General features: G+C 36.5%; 22 protein-coding genes. 8 read left to right on the top strand and 14 right to left on the bottom strand.

The window, feature by feature from the left end:
- Nucleotides 1–26: 26 nt before the first annotated feature.
- The 8 genes from eno to WKT09_RS02580 all read right to left on the bottom strand — a co-directional run bounded on the left by eno (nt 27) and on the right by WKT09_RS02580 (nt 8285).
- A complete protein-coding gene (gene eno, locus WKT09_RS02615) occupies nt 27–1310 on the bottom strand; it encodes a phosphopyruvate hydratase (RefSeq protein WP_340414538.1) in 1284 nt (427 codons plus the stop codon).
- A 143-nt stretch (nt 1311–1453) separates the two neighbouring features.
- Nucleotides 1454–2989, bottom strand: coding sequence for a 2,3-bisphosphoglycerate-independent phosphoglycerate mutase (gene gpmI / locus WKT09_RS02610; RefSeq protein ID WP_340414546.1), 1536 nt, complete (start codon nt 2987–2989; stop codon nt 1454–1456).
- A complete protein-coding gene (gene tpiA / locus WKT09_RS02605) occupies nt 2986–3741 on the bottom strand; it encodes a triose-phosphate isomerase (RefSeq protein ID WP_340414537.1) in 756 nt (251 codons plus the stop codon). Before tpiA ends, gpmI begins: the two co-directional genes overlap by 4 nt.
- A gap of 19 nt (nt 3742–3760) precedes the next feature.
- A complete protein-coding gene (locus WKT09_RS02600; RefSeq protein WP_340414536.1) occupies nt 3761–4942 on the bottom strand; it encodes a phosphoglycerate kinase in 1182 nt (393 codons plus the stop codon).
- A gap of 252 nt (nt 4943–5194) precedes the next feature.
- Nucleotides 5195–6202 carry a type I glyceraldehyde-3-phosphate dehydrogenase gene (gene gap, locus WKT09_RS02595; RefSeq protein WP_340414535.1) on the bottom strand — a complete coding sequence of 336 codons (1008 nt, stop codon included), beginning with the start codon at nt 6200–6202 and terminating at the stop codon, nt 5195–5197.
- A gap of 21 nt (nt 6203–6223) precedes the next feature.
- Nucleotides 6224–7249 carry a sugar-binding transcriptional regulator gene (locus WKT09_RS02590; protein WP_340414534.1) on the bottom strand — a complete coding sequence of 342 codons (1026 nt, stop codon included), beginning with the start codon at nt 7247–7249 and terminating at the stop codon, nt 6224–6226.
- Between the two features lie 149 nt (nt 7250–7398).
- Nucleotides 7399–7641 carry a glutaredoxin family protein gene (locus tag WKT09_RS02585; RefSeq protein WP_340414533.1) on the bottom strand — a complete coding sequence of 81 codons (243 nt, stop codon included), beginning with the start codon at nt 7639–7641 and terminating at the stop codon, nt 7399–7401.
- Complete coding sequence (locus WKT09_RS02580; RefSeq protein WP_340414532.1) at nt 7638–8285, bottom strand: NUDIX hydrolase; 648 nt, start codon at nt 8283–8285, stop codon at nt 7638–7640. The genes WKT09_RS02585 and WKT09_RS02580 overlap by 4 nt, the downstream gene beginning before the upstream one ends.
- A gap of 259 nt (nt 8286–8544) precedes the next feature.
- Between WKT09_RS02580 and uraA the strand changes: the two genes are divergently transcribed.
- The 4 genes from uraA (at nt 8545) to WKT09_RS02560 (ending at nt 12552) form a co-directional block, all read left to right on the top strand.
- Nucleotides 8545–9831 carry a uracil permease gene (uraA, locus tag WKT09_RS02575; RefSeq protein ID WP_340414531.1) on the top strand — a complete coding sequence of 429 codons (1287 nt, stop codon included), beginning with the start codon at nt 8545–8547 and terminating at the stop codon, nt 9829–9831.
- A 207-nt stretch (nt 9832–10038) separates the two neighbouring features.
- Nucleotides 10039–10512: a hypothetical protein gene (locus WKT09_RS02570; RefSeq protein ID WP_340414530.1), complete on the top strand. Its 474-nt coding sequence runs from the start codon at nt 10039–10041 to the stop codon at nt 10510–10512.
- Between the two features lie 143 nt (nt 10513–10655).
- Complete coding sequence (gene trpB, locus WKT09_RS02565; protein WP_340414529.1) at nt 10656–11807, top strand: tryptophan synthase subunit beta; 1152 nt, start codon at nt 10656–10658, stop codon at nt 11805–11807.
- Nucleotides 11808–11925: 118 nt separating this feature from the next.
- The gene (locus WKT09_RS02560) at nt 11926–12552 is read left to right on the top strand and encodes an RraA family protein (RefSeq protein ID WP_340414528.1); all 627 of its coding nucleotides are present in this window, start codon (nt 11926–11928) and stop codon (nt 12550–12552) included.
- Nucleotides 12553–12574: 22 nt separating this feature from the next.
- Here WKT09_RS02560 and WKT09_RS02555 read toward each other — a convergent pair whose 3' ends face one another.
- From WKT09_RS02555 to WKT09_RS02540, 4 genes are all read right to left on the bottom strand, one after another.
- On the bottom strand, nt 12575–12775 hold the full coding sequence (locus WKT09_RS02555; RefSeq protein ID WP_340414527.1) for a hypothetical protein: 201 nt from the start codon (nt 12773–12775) through the stop codon (nt 12575–12577).
- Nucleotides 12776–12797: 22 nt separating this feature from the next.
- Nucleotides 12798–12992 (bottom strand): hypothetical protein, encoded by a 195-nt coding sequence (locus WKT09_RS02550; protein ID WP_340414526.1) that lies wholly within the window; start codon nt 12990–12992, stop codon nt 12798–12800.
- Between the two features lie 145 nt (nt 12993–13137).
- The gene (locus tag WKT09_RS02545) at nt 13138–14496 is read right to left on the bottom strand and encodes an FAD-binding oxidoreductase (protein ID WP_340414525.1); all 1359 of its coding nucleotides are present in this window, start codon (nt 14494–14496) and stop codon (nt 13138–13140) included.
- A gap of 77 nt (nt 14497–14573) precedes the next feature.
- Nucleotides 14574–15197, bottom strand: a complete 624-nt coding sequence (locus WKT09_RS02540; RefSeq protein ID WP_340414524.1) for a phosphatase PAP2 family protein — start codon at nt 15195–15197, stop codon at nt 14574–14576.
- A gap of 113 nt (nt 15198–15310) precedes the next feature.
- Between WKT09_RS02540 and WKT09_RS02535 the strand changes: the two genes are divergently transcribed.
- Complete coding sequence (locus tag WKT09_RS02535) at nt 15311–15577, top strand: phosphocarrier protein HPr (protein ID WP_340414523.1); 267 nt, start codon at nt 15311–15313, stop codon at nt 15575–15577.
- A 277-nt stretch (nt 15578–15854) separates the two neighbouring features.
- Here the strand turns inward: WKT09_RS02535 and nhaC are convergent, their stop codons facing one another.
- Nucleotides 15855–17288 carry a Na+/H+ antiporter NhaC gene (gene nhaC, locus WKT09_RS02530; RefSeq protein WP_340414522.1) on the bottom strand — a complete coding sequence of 478 codons (1434 nt, stop codon included), beginning with the start codon at nt 17286–17288 and terminating at the stop codon, nt 15855–15857.
- 196 nt (nt 17289–17484) lie between these two features.
- On the bottom strand, nt 17485–18069 hold the full coding sequence (locus WKT09_RS02525) for a nitroreductase family protein (RefSeq protein WP_340414521.1): 585 nt from the start codon (nt 18067–18069) through the stop codon (nt 17485–17487).
- A gap of 223 nt (nt 18070–18292) precedes the next feature.
- On the opposite strand from WKT09_RS02525, the gene pepF reads away from it, so the two are divergent.
- From pepF to WKT09_RS02510, 3 genes are all read left to right on the top strand, one after another.
- A complete protein-coding gene (gene pepF / locus WKT09_RS02520; protein WP_340414520.1) occupies nt 18293–20098 on the top strand; it encodes an oligoendopeptidase F in 1806 nt (601 codons plus the stop codon).
- Between the two features lie 173 nt (nt 20099–20271).
- Entirely contained in the window at nt 20272–20991 is a 720-nt protein-coding gene (locus WKT09_RS02515; protein WP_340414519.1) for an ABC transporter ATP-binding protein, read from the top strand.
- Nucleotides 20988–21740, top strand: a complete 753-nt coding sequence (locus tag WKT09_RS02510; protein WP_340414518.1) for an ABC transporter permease — start codon at nt 20988–20990, stop codon at nt 21738–21740. The genes WKT09_RS02515 and WKT09_RS02510 overlap by 4 nt, the downstream gene beginning before the upstream one ends.
- Nucleotides 21741–21745 lie beyond the last annotated feature (5 nt).

Genomic DNA, 21745 nt, shown 5'->3' with positions numbered 1-21745 from the left:
TTTAGACCATGTCTTTTCCTAATTTTTTACTTTATGTTATAAAATGCATCCCATCCGGCATACTCCCCAATACCTGATAATTCATCTTCAATGCGTAATAATTGATTGTATTTTGCAACACGATCTGTACGGGATGGGGCACCTGTTTTAATTTGACCAGCATTAGTTGCAACCGCAATATCTGCAATCGTTGCATCTTCTGTTTCACCTGAACGGTGTGAAATAACGGCTGTATATCCTGCACGTTTTGCCATTTCGATTGCTTCAAACGTCTCCGTTAATGTACCAATTTGGTTCACTTTAATTAGGATAGAGTTTCCAACGCCTTGCTCGATTCCTTTCGCTAATTTTTCCGTGTTTGTAACGAATAAATCGTCCCCTACTAATTGAACACGGTCACCGATACGTTCTGTTAATAATTTATGACCTTCCCAGTCGTTTTCATCTAAACCATCTTCAATTGAAATAATTGGATATTTTTCTACTAACTCTTCATACCACTCAACCATTTCCTCTGATGTACGTACAACACCTTCTCCTTCTAAATGGTATTTACCATCTTTGTAGATTTCAGAAGACGCAACATCCATTGCAAACTGAACTTCTTCCCCTACTTTATATCCCGCACGCTCAATCGCTTCTGCAATTGTTTCTAATGCTTCTTCATTCGAAGATAAGTTTGGAGCAAATCCACCTTCGTCCCCTACAGCAGTATTTAATCCTTTATCTTGTAAAACTGCTTTTAATGCATGAAAAATTTCTGCTCCAACACGTAATGCTTCTTTAAATGTTGGTGCTGCTACAGGCATTACCATAAACTCTTGAATGTCTACGTTATTATCTGCGTGTTCTCCACCATTTAAAATGTTCATCATTGGAACTGGTAAAACATTCGCATTGAATCCGCCTAAATAATTGTATAAAGGAATTTGTAAATAGGAAGCTGCTGCATGTGCCGCTGCCATGGATACACCTAAAATTGCATTTGCACCTAAATTACTTTTATTCGGCGTATCATCTAATTCAATCATAATAGCGTCAATAATATTTTGGCGAGTTACGTCAATTCCAATTAATTCTGGACCAATTTTTTCATTTACATTTTCAACTGCTTTTAAAACACCTTTCCCTAAGTAACGGTCTTTATCACCATCACGTAATTCAACTGCTTCATATTCTCCAGTTGATGCACCGCTCGGTACTAGTGCTGCTCCAAATGCACCTGATTCTGTTATCACTTCCACTTCGACTGTTGGGTTTCCTCTTGAGTCTAATACTTCTCTTGCATAAACATCTGTAATAAATGGCATAACTTTTCTCTCCTTCAAATGTATCTTATTATGTGATCAAGTCCAAATTCGTGTGTACCATACACTTTCTGACATGTGATAAATATCCTCCCATACTCGAAAGCTTTCTAAAATTCCTTTCCACGACTTAATGGACATAAGCATTATTTTTGTACCAATGATTTTCCTGTCATTTCTACTGGTTGTTCCACTTGTAAAAGATCTAACATCGTCGGTGCAAGATCGGCTAAAATACCACCGTCTCGTAATGTAATTCCATCCTTTGTCACGATTACAGGTACAGGGTTTGTTGTATGTGCCGTCATCGGCTCCCCGTCATCTGTCGTTACTTCATCTGCATTACCGTGATCTGCTGTAATAATCGCTGCTCCACCGAGTTCCGTAATTTTATCCACGATTTTCCCTAAACATTCATCCACCGCTTCAATCGATTTAATCGTTGGTTCTAACATGCCAGAATGTCCTACCATATCAGGGTTTGCAAAATTTAAAATAATCGCTTCGACTTCTCCGTTGTCGATTTCATGTAATAGGGCATCTGTCACTTCATATGCACTCATTTCTGGTTGTAAATCATATGTTGCAACTTTTGGCGAATCAATTAATATACGTTTTTCACCTGCGAAGGTTTCTTCCCGTCCACCGCTCATAAAATATGTCACATGTGGATATTTTTCTGTTTCGGCAATCCGTAATTGGCGAAGATTATTTTTCGCCAATACTTCCCCGATCGTATTCGTTAAATTCACCGTTTCAAATGCTACCGTTCCTTGAATTGTATCACTGAATTCCGTCATTTGTACAAAGCCAACGTTAGCTAATTTCTCTCCAGTGTCAAAAGAAGCGAAATCATCGTTCGCAAATGCTTGGGATAATTGAATGGCACGGTCTGGTCTAAAATTGAAGAAAATAATCGCATCATTATTTTGTACAGTACCGACCGGTTTTCCATCTTCTGTCACAACGACAGATGGGAGAACGAATTCATCATGAATATCTTTGTCATATGACGCTTCTACAATCGCTTTTGCATTAGTAGAAGTCGGTCCTTCTCCATAACGAATAGCATCATATGCTAATTTCACACGTTCCCAACGTTTATCACGATCCATTGCATAATAACGTCCAGAAATCGTAGCAAATTGCCCTACACCTAGTTCTTTCATTTTTTCTTCCGTCTGTTCAATATATGGAAGTGCTGTGGTCGGACCAACATCTCGACCATCTAGAAATCCGTGTACATACACTTTTTCTACACCTTTGTCTTTCGCTAATTGTAGAAGTGCAAATAAATGATCGATATGACTATGCACGCCACCATCAGATAAAAGTCCAAATAAATGTAAGGCACCATCGTTCTCTTTCACTTGTTCGATCGCTTGTAAAAATGCTTCTTTTTGAAAAAAGTCACCTTCCGCAATCGCTTTATTAATTCGCGTTAAACTTTGGTAAACGATACGTCCTGCACCAATGTTTAAATGTCCAACTTCTGAATTTCCCATTTGACCATCCGGTAGGCCAACTGATTCGCCACTTACGTGTAATTCATTATGTGCATAAGTGTTCCAGTAGCGATCAAAATTAGGTTTATTCGCTTGAGCTACCGCGTTTCCATGTTTATTTTCCCGTAAACCAAATCCATCTAATATAATTAATGCTGCAAGTTTTTCTCTCATTATTTATTCCCTGCCTCTACTAATTGTATGAATGAATCTGCTTCTAAACTTGCTCCACCAACTAATGCACCATCTATATCTGATTGATGTAATAATTCTACGATATTCGAAGGTTTTACACTTCCACCATATTGAATGACTGTTTTTTCTGCTGTTGCTTCAGAGAAATTTTTCTGAATAACATTGCGTATATGGCGACATACTTCATTCGCATCTTCACTCGAAGCCGTTTTTCCTGTTCCAATCGCCCAAATTGGTTCATATGCGATAATTGTTTCTGTTACTTGCTCTTCTGATAACCCTTCTAATGCTTTCGTTACTTGTGCCTCAATATGTTGTAATGTTTCATTCGCTTCACGTTGTTCTAGTGTTTCTCCGACACAAACGATGGGAGTTAAATGATGCGCAAATGCTGCATGTGTTTTTTTATTTACAGATTCATCTGTTTCATTATAATATTCACGACGTTCTGAGTGTCCAATGACAACATGTGTCACACCGATATCTTTTAACATAACTGGACTTACTTCTCCTGTGAATGCACCATTTTCTGCTTCATGCATCGTTTGCGCTGCTACTTGTACGTTTGTGCCTTCTAATTGAGACACTAAAAGTGATAAGTATGGAAATGGTGCACAAACAATCGCTTCAGTATGTTCATTCGTGTGAACAGTTTTCACTGCTTCTACAAATGCTTCCACCTCTTTTGTCGTTTTGTTCATTTTCCAATTTCCTGCAATTACTACGTTTCGCATTCTGAACACTCCTAAATTATTATTTATCGTCTAATGCAACAACACCTGGTAAAGCTTTTCCTTCCATAAATTCTAAAGAAGCTCCTCCACCAGTTGATACATGATCCATTTTGTCTGCTACACCAAACTTTTCAACCGCTGCTGCAGAATCTCCACCACCGATAACGGAATATCCTTCTGTTTCCGCTAATGCTTCTGCAACTGCTTTCGTTCCGTTTGCAAAAGGTTCCATTTCAAATACACCCATTGGTCCATTCCAAATGATGAAAGCAGAGTTGACAATCACATCATGGTATGTTTTAGCTGTCTCAGGTCCGATATCTAAACACATCCAACCTTGTTCGATCTCATCTGCTTGTACATTTTTTACATTTGCATCTTTCCTAAATGCGTCCGCAATGACCGCATCTGTTTGCATATAAAAATGAACGCCTTTTTCTTCTGCTTTTTTCATGAACGATTTCGCTAAATCAATTTTATCTTCTTCTAAAAGTGAATTGCCGATTTCATAGCCTTTTGCTTTTAAAAACGTACAAGCTAATCCACCACCAATAATTAAGTTGTCTACTTTATCTAATAAATTGTCAATGACATTAATTTTGTCTTTTACTTTTGATCCACCAATAATTGCAGTAAATGGACGTTTCGGACTCGCCAATGCATTTCCTAACACTTCGATTTCTTTTTCCATTAAAAATCCTGCAACTGCTGGTAATTTTTCTGCAACTCCTGCAGTAGATGCATGTGCACGGTGTGCTGTACCAAATGCATCATTCACATATATGTCCGCCATGTTCGCAAATGCTTCGATTAATGCAGGATCATTTGTATCTTCCCCTTTTTCGAAACGAACATTTTCTAATAATAAAATATCGCCATCTTGTAATGCACGAATTTTTTCGTCTACTTCTGGTCCGTAAACTGTGTTTGTTTTTACCACATTTTTATGTAAAAGTTCCGAAAGTTTTTTCGCAACTGGATCTAGTCGAAGCTCTTCCACAACTTCTCCTTTTGGACGTCCGAGATGAGAGGCCAAAATAATCTTCGCACCTTGCTCCACCAAATAATTTACTGTCGGTAAAACAGCACGAACACGCGTGTCATCTGTTACAACCCCATCTTCCATCGGAACGTTTAAGTCGACACGACAAAAAACTTTTTTTCCTTTAAGTTGAATATCTTTTAATGATTTTTTATTCATTGAGAAAAAATGCTCCTTTGCTCATTTGCGTATATGTTTTTTTATTCCATTTTCATTATACAAGATTCTAACAATATAATATAGTGAAAATGATAAAGTACAATCGTATTCATTTTCAGTCAATTCCCCATCAAGCATTACCATTGAAACACGCTGGCTAAAAATGTCCCACACTATACCCAATCTTTTTTCAAAATGTTCATTACAAAAAGGCCATGCAACCGCAATATGGAGCATGGCCATTCTTTTGAATTATAGTCCTTTTTCTTTTAAAAACTTCGCTAAGTCCACACAACGTGTAGAATAACCCATTTCATTATCGTACCAAGAAACGACTTTTACTAGATTATCTTCTAATACCATGGTAGATAAACCATCAATAATAGAAGAATGTGCATCTCCAACAATATCTTTTGAAACGATTGGCTCATCTGTATATGCTAAAATACCTTTTAAGTTTCCTTCTGCTGCATTTTTGAATGCTTCATTTACTTCTTCCGCCGTTACATTTTTATCTAATTCAGCAACTAAGTCTACAACAGAACCATCAGATACTGGGACACGCACTGCCATACCATTTAATTTTCCATTTAAGTTTGGTAACACTTTTCCAACTGCTTTCGCTGCACCTGTCGATGTCGGAATAATGTTTTCAGCAGCCGCACGTGCACGACGATAATCTTTATGTGGTAAATCTAAAATTTGTTGGTCGTTCGTATATGCGTGAATGGTTGTCATTAAACCACGTTTTATTCCAAACGCTTCGTCTAATACTTTTGCAAATGGTGCTAAACAGTTCGTCGTACAAGATGCGTTTGAAATAATATGATGATTTGCTGCATCATATTCCTCTTCGTTCACACCCATCACAACAGTGAAATCATCATCACTTGCTGGTGCAGAAACAATTACTTTCTTTGCCCCTGCCTCTAAATGTTTTGCTGCATCTTTACGGTTCGTAAAACGCCCTGTTGATTCAATCACTACTTCTACATCATGGTTTTTCCAACCAATATTTGCTGGATCAAATTCTGAGTACACATGAATTTTCTTTCCGTTCACAACTAAATCGCTTCCGTCTACTTCAACGGTTGCATCTAATTTCCCATGTACGGAATCATATTTTAATAAATGAGCTAACATTTCAGCATCTGTTAAATCATTGATCGCTACCACGTCAAATCCATCATCATTTAATGCTTGTCTAAAAATATTACGTCCAATTCTACCAAATCCGTTAATACCTACTTTTACTGTCATATTTATTTCCTCCTTAAAATATCAATATTTATGTTTATTTAAAATTTCTTTTGCTGCCGCTTCATCGGTTATTAATACGTCTGTTTTTTTCTTTTGTACGTAAGATACGATTGCATCGGCTTTCTTACAACCACCTGCAACAGAAATAACATGTTTATCATCTGTTAAATCTTCCAATTGCAAACCAATCGTTCGTACCTTATGTACAACATTCCCTTTTTTATCGAAATAATAACCAAATGCTTCACTTAAAGCATCATTTTCTTCTAACATTTCAATAACTGCTTGTTCTGTTTGACGGCGTTTCGCCATCGTTAATGCTTGGCCAATCCCGTGAATAACGATATTTGCCTTTTGAATCAAATGTACTGTCTCTTGAACAGACGGTTCATTCACAAATGACTGGTACAATGTTTCACTCATTGGGTCTGGTACATGTAATAAACGATATGTCCCTTTTTCTTTTTCCGCCATTTTTGCCGCAATCATATTTGCTTGATTTTCAACCTTCTCACCAACTCCTCCACGAGCCGGAAGAAATAAACAGCGGTATGTGTCAAACGGAACCATCGCATCTGCAATAGCAGCCATTGTCGTTCCACCTGTTACAGCAATGGACACATCTTTATGAATAATTGCTTGTAAATAATGAACTGCTGCCCGCCCCATTTCTTGTTTGACAAACATATCTTCATCACTATTGCCAGCTACGACGATTACTTTTTTCAAGGATAATGCTTCTTGTAACTGTTGTTCTAACAAAGTCAATCCACTTAATTGTCGTACATAGTCATGGAGCTGTATAATGGCATCTTTTCCTTCAGCTGTCATGAGCATTCCTTTAGTCGAACTTGAAACGAGTCCTAATTGTTGCAATATGTCAAGTTCATTACGAACAAGTCGTTCTGGCACACGTAGCTTATCTACAATTGCTCGTCTTCCTACAGGTTCATGTAAGGAAATCGTGTAGAGCACATTGTAACGTTGAGCCATTTTTTCTAATAAATCTGGGAACACGGCTTTTTTCCATTGCATTAATTGTTCCATGGAAACACCCTTTAACTAAAAGTCTTTTGAATTTCCAAACACTACATGGGACATTTTCGTCCTACGAAGAACAAATTCGACCCACTTAGTGTAAAAAATAATTATCTTTATATTATCATATTTTTTCCAATGAAATCAATATTTTTATCTCATTTCATTTCAAGAAGGATTGCTTCCATGTTTTCAAACGTCAACTGCGTGCTATTCAGCTCTATCTCGCCAATCTTTACGACCGGAATTTCAATTTGATATTTTTCTAATAAAGCATCGTCTTCATATATATCAATTTTTTCAATTGAAAATGGGTATACTGCTTGCATTGCTTCTAATAACGCTTCTGCCTCATCACAGAGTAAACAATTTTCTTTCGTAAAAAATTGCACTTTTTTCATTTCATCGCTTCCTCTTCATCCACTATTACATCATTCATCGTTTCTACAAAATGCTTTACAATCTGTGCCGTTAATCCCCAGATAACTTTATCTTCATATTGATAGAAATATTCCTTTTTTGCTCTCGGTCGCCAATTATAATCTTTCCCACCTTGAATAAGTTCATACGGAAAATCATCGGATGGCATTGGTTGAAAGGTGATGTCATAAACTGCTGGAGTATGTTCCAAGAAATATGTTAAAGGAACGGTAAACACTTCCGCTACTTCCTCTTTATTTATCTCCATCTTGGTAAGTGAGCGAATTTTTCCGATGAACGGATAAATACACGTACCAATATCTGAAATAATATAATCAAATGGAATAACTTCTTCTACATCTGCTGTTGTAATCCCTAACTCTTCGGTCGTTTCACGTATCGCACAATGTTTTGCTGATTGATCTGTTTCCTCTATTTTTCCACCTGGAAAACAGACATCCCCAGGTTGACTACGCATGTCATAGGAACGAACTTCAAACAATAGATGGATTCCATCTGATTGTTCCACTAATGGAATTAAAATAGCCGACTGACGATATTGTTTTTCTCCCATCATCTTCGGTTCTCTTTTAGTGAAACCTTCTAATATTCTCTTTATATCCAACAGACTCCCTCCCATTCTCTTAAATTCATTATATATGTATTCCTTACATTTTGAAACTCGCAATTCTTTGTTGTTATTTTTTATAAAATGTGTACAATTAGTAATGGATAGAAATTATCCTTTAAATTGGTCCCGTGAGGCTAACAAGGTGAACGAAATGATACATATTTTGTAATGTCAACATGTATACACCTTGGGAGAGGTGTATTTTTTTGCAAAAAAATCGTTCACTCAAAAATAAACATTGGAGTGAAGTAAGATGGCAAAGAACGGAGAAATTCAAGTACATGAACGCCCTCCATTACAACAGAGCGTTCCATTAGGAATCCAACATTTATTCGCAATGTTTGGTTCCACTGTTTTAGTTCCTATTTTATTCGGCATTAACCCTGCAGTCGTTTTATTAATGAACGGAGTCGGAACATTAATTTATTTATTCATTACGAAAGGGAAAATCCCTGCCTATTTAGGTTCAAGTTTTGCATTCATTTCCCCTGTGCTTGTTGTATTAGGAAAATATAATGGAGAAGAGGGATTCAGTTATGCGCTTGGTGGATTTTTAATCGTTGGTATCGTGTTAACGATTGTCGGTATATTAATTAAATTCATCGGGACGAGCTGGATTGATATTGTTTTTCCACCTGCAGCAATGGGAGCAATCGTTGCAGTTATTGGATTAGAACTTGTACCAGTTGCAGCAGAAATGGCGGGATGGATTCCAGCCGCAGACGCACCGGCAGATTGGGTAATGGATAAAACAGATGCGCTTGTAGCATTGTTAACTTTACTACTTACGATTGTATTTTGGGTAACGATGCGTGGTTTTTTAAAAATCATTCCGATTTTACTCGGAATTACTGCAGGATATATTATCGCCTATTTCTTCGGTATTCTGGATGTATCAGCAGTAGATGAAGCAACTTGGTTTACTACACCGGAGTTTTATACGATGAAGTTTGATTGGACAGCGGCACTTATCATTTTACCTGCGGCGCTCGTTTTAATTCCGGAACATATCGGACACTTATTCGTCACGAGTAATATCGTCGGAAAAGATTTAACAAAAGATCCTGGACTTGATCGTTCCTTCATTGGAAATGGTGTATCAACAATGATTTCTAGTTTCTTCGGTTCTACACCAAACACAACATATGGCGAAAATATTGGTGTACTAGCAATTACTCGCGTGTACTCAACCTATGTCATTGGAATAGCAGCAATTATGGCGATTCTGTTATCCTTTATCGGAAAATTAGCAGCTTTAATTCAGTCGATTCCAACGCCTGTCATGGGTGGGATTTCATTATTATTATTCGGAATCATTGCGGCAAGTGGAATTCGAATGCTTGTAGAGGCAAAAATTGATTATTCTAAATCACAGAACTTAATTTTAACATGTGTCGTCTTAGTTATCGGTATTAGTGGTGCATCCATTCAAATCGGGGAAGCATCTTTAACAGGAATGGGACTAGCTACTGTTGTTGCGATTGCATTAGGATTATTTTTTAAAGTACTAGATTTATTGAAATTATCGAATGAATCTTAATCGCATAAAAATCGAAAAAGTAATTTCAGAGTCGACATCATCGTTTTGGTGCTTTACTAACTAGAGTTGGGGTCGTCTTATTAACATCCTCCTTCCTTGCAAATTCAGCAAAAAAGGAGGATGCTTTTTTTATGCATTTGAAAACCGCTCCGGTACTGCCTCGGGTTTTCAGTAGCATTGATCTTATAACAGAAGGAAACAATCCTAATGCAAGAATACGGTGTGAAGTTGCAAGAATACAGCCTGAAGTTGCAAGAATACGAACCAGAGTTGCAAGAATACAGCACGAGGTTGCAAGAATATGACCCAAAGTTGCAAGAATACAACCCAGAGTTGCAAGAATACAGCACGAGGTTGCAAGAATACAGCACGAAGTTGCAAGAATATGGCCCAAAGTTGCAAGAATATGACCCAGAGTTGCAAGAATACAGCACGAGGTTGCAAGAATATGACCCAAAGTTGCAAGAATACAACCCAGAGTTGCAAGAATACGAACCAAAGTTGCAAGAATACAGCCTGAAGTTGCAAGAATATGACCCGAGGCTGCAAGAATGCAGCCCGAAGTTGCAAAAATACAGCCCAAAGTTGCAAGAATGCAACTCCAATCACCTTCCCACCAAAATAAACATAAGTGTAGAAGAGTTGAAAAAACAAAAATCAAATCTAGGAATATATAGCTAAAGCCAAAACATTCTCTCCTTCTACAAGAAAATGAGACAAATGAATTTTCCCCTCAATAAATAAGCTCTTCCATTTTCAGAATTATTGGTATTTTCCTACTTTTACATTATAATAAAATTTGTACAGAAAAAGGAGTGGTGTAAATGGCAAATGGTTTATTTGGTGAATTTGGTGGAAGCTATGTTCCAGAAGATTTACAAGTAGTATTAGACCAATTAACAGAAGCATTTGAAACATATAAAGATGATCCTGAATTCCGGAATGAATTTACTTATTATGCAAAAAATTTTATCGGACGTGAAAATCCATTAACATTTGCAAAAAATTTAACAGAAAAAATCGGTGGTGCCAAAATTTATTTAAAACGTGAAGATTTGAATCATACTGGTGCACATAAAATCAATAATGTAATCGGACAAATTTTACTTGCAAAAAGAATGGGAGCGACAAGAATTATCGCTGAAACTGGTGCTGGACAACATGGTGTGGCAACTGCTACAGCATGTGCAATGTTTAATATCCCTTGTATCATTTACATGGGAAAAACAGATATGGAACGCCAAGCATTAAATGTATTTCGTATGGAATTACTCGGTGCAGAAGTTGTCCCTGTAACTGCCGGACAAGGTCGTTTAAAAGATGCTGTCGATGCTGCATTAAACGATTTAATGGAAAACTATGCACATACATTTTATTTAATTGGTTCCGTCGTTGGACCACACCCATTCCCATCGATGGTCAAACATTTCCAATCGATCATTAGTGAGGAAGCAAAAGCACAAATATTAGAGATAGAAGGAAAATTACCAACCGCTGTCATCGCTTGTGCTGGTGGTGGAAGTAATGCGATTGGAGCATTCGCTCATTTTATCCAGGATGAACATGTACGTCTCATTGGTGTCGAACCGAAAGAGGCCCCAACATTGACCGAAGGGGTACCTGCTGTCCTACATGGATTCAAATGTTACACATTGCTTGATGAGGAAGGAAATCCAGCCCCAACTTATTCGATTGCCGCTGGGTTAGATTACCCAGGAATTGGGCCAGAGCATAGTTATTTAAAACAAACAGGTCGTGCAGAATATGTTGCCGTAACAGGTGATGAGGCATTAGAAGCATTCAAATTATTGTCCCGTGTCGAAGGAATTATTCCTGCACTAGAGAGCGCTCATGCTATTGCTTATGCTACAAAATTAGCGAAAGATTTAAACTCGGATGATATTATTATCGTAAACTTATCCGGACGTGGCGACAAAGATGTGGACCAAGTATTTGAAATGGAAAAAAGAAAATAACCTCCTTTTCGTCGTACATTTTTTAAAAAATATATTCTGTTCTATAACAAAATCATTGATTTTTCAAATAATTCTTGTTTATAATAAAAGAAACTATGAAAATAAAGGAGAATTTCAAATGCCATCTGTTGTAGAACAATTAAAAGAATTACCGACCACTGCGATCTCGGACGTACTAAAAGGATTGAATAATATTGATTCGAGCATAAAACCTTTGAAAGATACATATAAGATTGCTGGTGAAGCGTTCACTGTACAAACTGCTGTCGGTGATAACTTAGCATTATTAACCGCTTTAAAAGAAGCAAAACAAGGCGACATTTTAGTCGTTGATGTAAAAGGAGATACTTATCGTGCTGTTGCCGGAGACTTTGTCGTTGCAATGATGCAAACAATGGAAATCGGTGGGCTTGTCGTTGACGGTGCAGTGAGAGATGTGATCGATATTAAACAATTAAATTTCCCTGTATTTGTCCGTAATACAACGACTGCATCTGGTAGTAAGAACGGTCCAGGAGCAACAAATATTCCGATTTCTTGTGGTGGAGTGCATGTAAACCCAGGTGATATCATTGTTGGAGATGTCGATGGAGTGGTTGTAATTCCAAAAGATAGAGCTGAAGAAGTATTAGAAGGCGCAAAACAAAAAGTAGCAAAAGATGAAGAACGTGAGGCAAAAATTTTAGGAAACAAAGAAGCGGTAATTGAATATGTAAATGGCATGATTGCTAAAAGTAAAAAATAACTAAAAAACCGAAATGAAGGCATTATCGCTTTTCATTTCGGTTTTTCTTCTTTTCATCATACCGTTTGTCGATGGTTAAAAATAAACCATACAGAAACGAAGTTAAAATACCTTGCCAAATAATATCGATTTTTAATGGTTTTCCTAAAAACAACTTCATCCCGGCTAATATAACAATAAAAAATACAGCAAACAAGATGGATTGCTTTACAATTTTCTGCAAAAGAAACCCTCCAAAACTTGACTTAAAACTTATGCGTTTTTCTTTCTTTTCGTGTTTTTAGCCGAATCCACCCGTAAAAGAAATAAAGTACTGCAAACACAATAGCGATGCGAAGAGGGGTTAAAAAGGTTACATCACGTAACGGTAAACGCCCAACATAAGCAATGCCAAAAAACAAAGCACCATATATAAAACTTTCCATCAATAGTTTACGCAACAAATCCCACCTCACTAATTTTTACCCTCTATTTACACCATTAAACATGGATACATTTTACAGGATATAAAAGAAAATTTTACCATACATAAAAATAGAATGAAACTATGACAAAAAAGCGCCTATTCTTATAGACGCTTTTTGATTACATAAAAATTTTCCCTGGGTTTAAGATATTATTTGGATCAAGCACTTGTTTCATGCTCATCATGACATCTACTGCATCCCCATGCTCTTGACGTTGGAATCCTTTCTTCCCAATTCCTACCCCATGCTCCCCAGTACAAGTCCCACCTAATTCAATCGCTTTTCTGGCAATTTTTTCTGTTACTTCTAATACAATTAATTTTTCTTCTTCATTTGCTCTTTCAAATGTTAAAAATGTATGGAAATTCCCATCCCCAACATGTCCTAAAATACCTCCATGAATACCGGATTCATCCATTAATTCACGTGTGTAATGAATAATGACAGGTAATTTTGAAATTGGCACACAAACATCTGTAATGAAATAGCTTATCCCTTGTTGGTGTTGAAAGGCATATGCCATTTCATGTCGGGCACGCCATAATTCATTTCGTTCTTTCGTCGTCTTAGCAATAGCCCAATTGTCACAGCCAATATCTTCCATTAAATCTTTCACGACTGCTACCTGTGCATCGACCATATCTTTCGTACCTGCAAACTCAAAGAACAAGGAATGTTGTTCAGGAAACGTATAATCACCATACGCATTTACCGTTTTAATACTTGTATCATCGACTAATTCCATTCTCGTAATCGAAATGTCATTCGCTAATACTGCGTATGCTCCTTCCGCACATTCTTCCACTGTAGAAAATGTACACCTTGCTGCTATTAGATATTCTGGAATACCGAATAATTTTAGTGAAATTTTCGTAATAATTCCAAGCGTTCCCTCTGATCCGGTAAAAAGTCCTGTTAAACTATATCCTGAAGAGGTTTTCTTCGCTTTCGTACCAGTATGAATGACACGCCCGTCCGCTAAAACTACTTCTAAATCAAGGATACAATCTCGCATGGAACCGTAGCGAACAGCTGTCGTTCCACTCGCATTCGTTGCTGCCATCCCACCAATTGTTGCATCTGCTCCTGGATCGATTGGAAATTGTAAACCATATTTATTTATTTTTTCATTTAACATCGTTCTCGTGATTCCAGGTTCAACTGTCACGGTCATATCTTCTGGTGAAAATTCAACTACTTGATTCATTCTTTCTAAGTTTAAAGAAATACCTTTTTCTAACGGAATAACTTGCCCTTCTAATCCTGATCCAAATCCATACGCCGTAACCGCGACAGCTTGTTCATTCGCAATATGTAAAATTTGTTGAATATCTCCTGTCGATTCTGGAAAACAGACGACATCTGGTAAAACAGGGTCGTGTGATGACTCGTCACGACTATGTCGATATAATTCTGATTCGGATGTAGAAATTTGATCTTTACGTAATACTTTCTCTAATGCGTCTTTTATTCCCATCGTTCTTCTCCCCTTTACCTTTTACATATATTTATTTTATCATAGGCCATTAAAAAATGCGTTTGTTTTCTGAAAACTTACGCGATTTTTTCATACAGTCGGACAAATACAACATATATAACATATCCTAGACTATATCCAACGATTACATCTGTTAGATAATGGACATGAATGATATAACGACTAACTCCTATGAGCGCTATTAATATTATCGCAGCAACATAAATGAAATGACGCACCCCATCTTGCTGCCATTTTTTCGTTAAAAAATATGCCACCAGCAAATAACAAACGATAGATACCATTGCATGGCCTGATGGAAAACTAAAGCCAACCGCATCTAATGTTGGCTCAATGCTCGGTCGTTCCCTTTCGACGATTAGTTTTATGCTTTTATTCAATAAATGACTCAATACAATTGCACTAACAAAAATAGCTGTCGGGATGATCGAACGAAATAAAAATAGGAAACATATACTGATACATATAACAAAAGGGATGAGCCAGCTCTTAGAACCCAATACTGTAATATTCGCAAAAAATGTGTATATAATCGTATCGTCGAATAATGAAACGAATGGTTGTGTAAACTTATCTAATAATGGTTCTTTTTGTAAAACCGCAATTTGAATTGTCCATGTTAACAGAAAAATGGACAGAATAAACACGGAGAGTAATTTTATTTTATGACTTTTATTCATTTTGCCCTCCAAATAGTATAATTAATTGTAGTTTTATGGTAATCTTATAATACTATAGATGTTTCAACGATGTCGAACACAATATAAAATAATGGTAGAAAGGAATATGTGCGATGATTACAAAACAATTTATAATTACAGCAGATGTTGGACTACATGCTCGACCTGCAACACAACTCGTACAACAAGCGAGTAGGTATTCTTCAGAAATAGAATTAAAATATAAAGAAAAGAAAGTGAATGTTAAGTCGATTATGGGCGTCATGTCACTCGGTCTTTCAAACGGTGCAGAGTTCGAGTTAATTGTAGACGGACCAGATGAAGAAGAAGCAATACAAGGTTTAGAAAACTTATTAAATAAAGAAGGTATTGCAAAGTAACATTAGCACCAATTCAAGAAGAGAGGTTTGGGATGTAATAATTCATTTGAATCATTTTAGAAATGTACGATACTTTTCTAGCATTCATTCGTATTACGTTATGTTTCCCGACCTCTTTTTTTGTTTGCATCGATATGTTCGTGAACTACCTACAAGATTACATTTGAAATTAGATGAAAGACAACGATGATGCCTTAACAAATGCTTTCTTCCTTACCTAAATAAAAAACACCCACACAACCTTCCTTATAACAAAGATATTGTGTGAGCATTCTTTTTATACTAATACATCTTCATTTTTCCCTTGCGATGCTGCTTGTTTCTCCTCTTCCGTTAAGTAAGTTAATGTTTTACCCGTAAATCCATAAAACACCGTTAAAATCGGACTTAATAAACAGAAAAATGCAAATGGTAAATAGGCCAATGTCGATACACCTAATACAGTCGTGATAAACACCCCACATACACTCCATGGAACAAGTGGATTGACAACTGTTCCAGCATCTTCTGAAACTCGCGCTAAGTTAATATTATGAAGGCCAACCTTTTTATATTGTGGTGCATAAGATTCCCCTGTGAGCAAAACAGATAAATATTGTTCTCCAATTAATACGTTTATACCGATTGCCGTTAATGCAGAAGCTAAAATAACAGAGCGAACTTTTTGTAATTTCGATTCAATTGCTGACAATAATTGTGGCACAATACCTAATGTAAATAATAAACCACCTAAACTTAAAGCTAATAACACAATTCCAATTGTAAAGAACATCGATTCCATTCCACCACGTGTAAGCAATGCATCCACTTCTTCGATTCCTGTTTCAGAAACATATCCGCCATAAAGAATACCAATAATCTCTCCTAAGGAACGTACTTCATTAAAAAATGAAATAATGATCGCAGCTAAAGCGCCTAAAGCTAACGATAAAATAGCTGGCATTTTTCGGATGGAACAAATAATTAATACAGCAATTGGAATGATTCCTGCATACCAACTTACAAGACCCGTATCAAACAATCCATCCTGAAATGTATACATCGCATCAAAATCCGCTTCCGTAATATTCGGTGATAAAACCGCAAATAGAATAAGCGAAATAATAAACGCAGGAATAGTTGTCCATCCCATATTTCTAATATGATCAAATAAATCCACTTTTAATACGGATGATGCCATGTTCGTCGTATCTGATAATGGGGACATTTTATCCCCAAAAAACGCCCCTGAAACAATCGCACCAGCTGTCATTGCAAGTGATATATCTAATGTACTTGCAATACCGATAAACGCCACTCCAACCGTACCGACCGTTGTCAACGAACTACCAACACTAATACCAATAATCGATGCAACGACAAATACAATCGCTAAGAAAAACTTAGGTGTTACTAAGTTAAAGCCGAAATACACTAATGTCGGAATCGTTCCCCCAATCATCCATGCACTAATTAAAATCCCAATAAAGAAGAAGAGTAGTGTTGCTGTAATCCCTACTTTGGCCCCTTCCGTAATCCCTTCTTCCATATCTGAATAAGAAACTTTTTTTATAAAACCGTACACGATTAAAAATAGTATGGCAAAAATGATTGGAATATGTGGTACTGTTTCTAAGAAAATGATACTAAAACTCATGATGAAAATAATTACTGCCGCAACAACTATCGCTTCGATTGTTGATGGCATTTGAACCGCTTTTATTCGAAACATAAAACGAACTCCTCACTTATTTATAGATTAAACAATATTTGTACTATCATATCATTTGTGAACGCTCACAATAAAATCATAATCCTTACAAGTAGCAAGCAAAAAGAGACAGACGTCAAAATCGTCTCTCTACTCATATTTTTCACTGTTATGTTCCATGAGACCAATTTTGTAGCAAATCTATGTAAAAAATGCGTTATTTCCTTGTACGACAAAATTGTAATTTCTGTTCAATATTTGTTCTTCCTTTGGACATTGGCACTTTTTCTGGGTACCCCATTTGTAAAATGGCGGCAATTTTCACTTCTTGTGGGGACAATCCTACATCTTTTGCAAAATGTTCTTCATGCATGGATGGGGTAATCGTCCATAACACCCCGACACCATACTCCCATGCGGCTAGTTGTACATTTTGAATAAATGCACAAACGGCTGCATATTCCTCTTCATATCGAACTGGATCTTCTTCCATTGGAAAATAAATTAATGCATGATGTGGAATATCGAATAAAAACTGACTAATGGAATCGATTGTTTTTTCTGCTTTATCTGTTCCATCTCTTTTTAAAACACCTAAGCGAACATAACTATCAATCGTCGCTTGAATGATACGGTGTTTTCCTTCGTTTTCATATAGGATGACATTCCACGGTTCCTTCATATAATGGGTCGGTGCCCAAGTTCCATATGTAAATATTTCTTTCAATATATGTGGTGGAACATTTTCTTTTTTAAATGAATGGATAGATCTTCTTTCTTTAATTGTCTGTAATATCGTCACAGAATCCCCCTCTACATAGCTATCATTATGTTCTATTATAGCACGGTTTCTCGTATCAGTTCGTTTGCAATATATTTATATGAATGAATGGAACTCGCTATCTTTTACATCATATAAACTTTATTTGATTCATTCATCTTAATTTCGGTATATTCGTATAATTTTTTCTTGTTTTCGTTTACACTAGTAGATAAGAGCGTTGTTTTTAGAAAGGATGAAGGAAATGTCAAAAATATTAAAACGACATGAAGTAGACGAAGCGACAACATGGGATGTTACATCCTTATTTAAAGATGAAACATTATTTGAAGCAGAACTCGTTTCTGTCGTAAAGGATGTCGAAACGGTACTTCAATATAAAGGAAAATTACATGAAGATGCGGAGCATTTATTCGGTGCGATCAAAACATTAGAAACATTACAAGAACGACTTGTTCGTCTTTCTACATATGCAATGCTACAAATAAGTGCGGATGGAACAAATCCGACACACCAAGCGAATGCAGCGAAAGTATCTGCTAACTTTGCTGAAATCGCTGGAAAACTAGCATTTTTCGAGCCGGAAATTTTATCAATCGATGAAACGACTATTCATCAATATATGGAAGAAGAACAACAATTACAGCCATACAAAAAAATGTTACAAGATATTTTAGCCAAAAAACCGTACACACTTTTACCAGAGGTGGAGGAAGTACTTGCTTCGTTAAGCGATGTGCTTGATGCACCATATATGATTTATGAACGAAGTAAATCATCCGATATGACATTTAAATCATTTGTAGACGTTTTAGGAAATACACGTCCAATGTCAGAAGCTCTGTATGAAGATGAGTATGAAATGGCGACACGCTCCAATGTTCGAAAACTAGCTTATGATCGCTTCGTTGAAACATTCAATCGATATAAAAATACATATGCCGCAACATATGCAACAGAAGTACAAAAACAAGTAACATTATCAAAGGTTCGTGGATATGACTCCGTTATCGATATGCTTTTACACGAGCAACAAGTAACGAAGGAAATGTATGAAAATCAATTACATGTCATTCAAGAAGAGCTTGCACCACATATGCGTCGTTTAGCAAAATTAAAGGAAAAAATTTATCAATTAGATAACATTCGCTTTTGTGACCTAAAAGCCCCCATTGATCCAGATTTTGAACCGACCATTTCATTTGAAGAAGCCGAAAAAAACATTATTGCTTCTTTAGAACCTTTAGGTATAGAATATAGTGCCATAATGAAAAAGGCTTTCTCTGACCGTTGGATTGATTATGCATCCAATGTCGGGAAACAATCTGGTGCATTTTGTGCAAGTCCATATGGGGCACATCCATATATTTTATTAACGTGGACTGGTAATGCGCGTGGGATGTTTACGTTAGCACATGAACTTGGACATGCTGGACATTTTTATTTAGCGAATGAACATCAAACATTATTCAATACGGAACCATCTACTTATTTCGTTGAAGCACCATCCACGATGAATGAACTTTTATTAGCAGAACACTTGATGAAAGAAACAGATGACCCGCGTATGAAACGTTGGATTATTAGTGTATTACTTGATACGTATTACCATAATTTCGTCACCCACTTATTAGAAGGTGCATTCCAGCAAAGGGTATATACTTTAGCGGAAGAAGGTGTCCCTTTAACAGCAGATGTATTATGTGAAGAAAAAGAGGCAGTGATCCGTAATTTTTGGGGCGACACAGTAGAACTGGATAAAGGTGCTGGTCTCACTTGGATGAGACAACCACATTATTATATGGGCTTATATCCGTACACATATTCCGCTGGATTAACTGTAGCAACCGCTCAATTACAAAAAATAAAACGGGAGGAAGATAATGCGATCCATCGTTGGTTAGAAGTATTACGTGCAGGTGGGACGAAAAAACCAGTTGATTTAATTAATATGTTAGAGATTGATATGACTACGACGGCGCCAATTAAAGAAGCAGTCGCCTATGTTGGAAAATTAATTGATGAACTCGAAAAGAGTTTTGCACCATAATGAATAGGTCGTCCACAATTTTAGTTTTGTGGGCGACTTTTTACATAACGTTCGATTATTAACTTAAGATCGTACATATTTTAAGATAATTTTTTGTGCGCAATAATAATGAACGGAACTTTTGATACTGTTTGCACTCATATCAAGATGAAATATAGCAAGGAGGCACACACATGACATATGCCATTTCATTTGAAAATGTTTCTTTCACTGTCAATGATCGCCATATTTTGAATCATATTACAGGCAATATTGAAAAAGGAAAAATTACCGCCCTTGTCGGCCCATCTGGTGCCGGAAAATCTACTTTATTAAAAATGTGTAATGGGCTACTTTCTCCTACTTCTGGACATATTTTTATCGATGGAGAACCCATTACATCCTATGAACCGACGACATTACGGAGAAAAGTAGGTTTCGCCCTTCAAAATGCACCAATGATTCGTGAAACCGTATATGATAACATCAACTTACCATATGCTTTAACCGGTGAAACAATTAGTGAACAGGAAGCGATCGATTTTTTAAAGCTCGTTGGACTGCATGAATCCTTTTTACATACATCGATTGACGACTTATCTGGTGGAGAACGGCAACGTGTATCTCTCGCACGCACACTCGTCCCACAAAGTGACATCTTACTGCTCGATGAAATTACTTCTGCATTAGATAAACAAGCAATGCTCGACATTGAACAATTAATCCTTCATTTAAAAAGCGAGAAAAATTTAACGATTATTTGGATTACCCATCAAATGGAACAAGCAAAACGTTGTGCAGACAATATATGGGTACTCATGGATGGAAAGTTAGAAGAAATTGGTTCGAATGCTCTTTTATCTCATTCCACGAATGAACGTGTCGAACAATTTTTGCATGGAGGGATAAAATGACATATACAACATTAGCCATAACACTTATATTCGTCCTTATTCCACTTGTTTTATCCAAAACATTAAAATTAGAACTCGAAAAAGATGTCATAATTGCTACCATTCGCTCGATTATTCAGCTTTTAGCAGTCGGGTACATATTGAAATTCGTTTTTGATTCAGAAAGTTTTCTTTACATAGGATTAATGGTACTATTGATGGTTGTAGCTGCAACAAACAATGCTCGAAAAAAAGGAAATAATATTAAAGGAATTGTTTGGAAAGTCGCATTTACTCTAATTAGTGTAGAAATCGTTACACAAAGTATTTTACTCGGCTTTGGCATTGTCCCACCTACTGCCCAATATATTATTTCTATTAGTGGGATGATTATAGGTAATTCGATGGTTTTATCCATTTTATTTCTAAATCGTTTTAAAGCAGAATTAGACAATTCACAAGATCAAGTGCAATTATTTTTATCTCTTGGTGCCACACCAAAACAAGCAATCCATCGTCAACTTATTGATGCGATAAAAGCAAGTATGATCCCGACAATTGAAAGCCAAAAAACGATGGGACTTGTACAATTACCGGGTATGATGAGTGGTCAAATTATCGCAGGTGCTGATCCATTACAAGCGGTGCAATTCCAATTGCTTATTCTGTTTTTATTATTAACGACAGCTGCAATGACGAGCGTTATACTAGGTTTTTTAGTGTATCCAACACTTTTTAATAAACAAATGCAATTTTTAAAATTTATGTAAGAAAG

The organism is Pseudogracilibacillus sp. ICA-222130 (assembly GCF_037892545.1).
In the GTDB taxonomy this organism is placed as follows: Bacteria; Bacillota; Bacilli; order Bacillales; family Amphibacillaceae; genus Pseudogracilibacillus.
The sequence above is the reverse complement of the archived record's forward strand: the minus strand, read 5'-3'. Positions and strand labels throughout refer to the sequence as shown.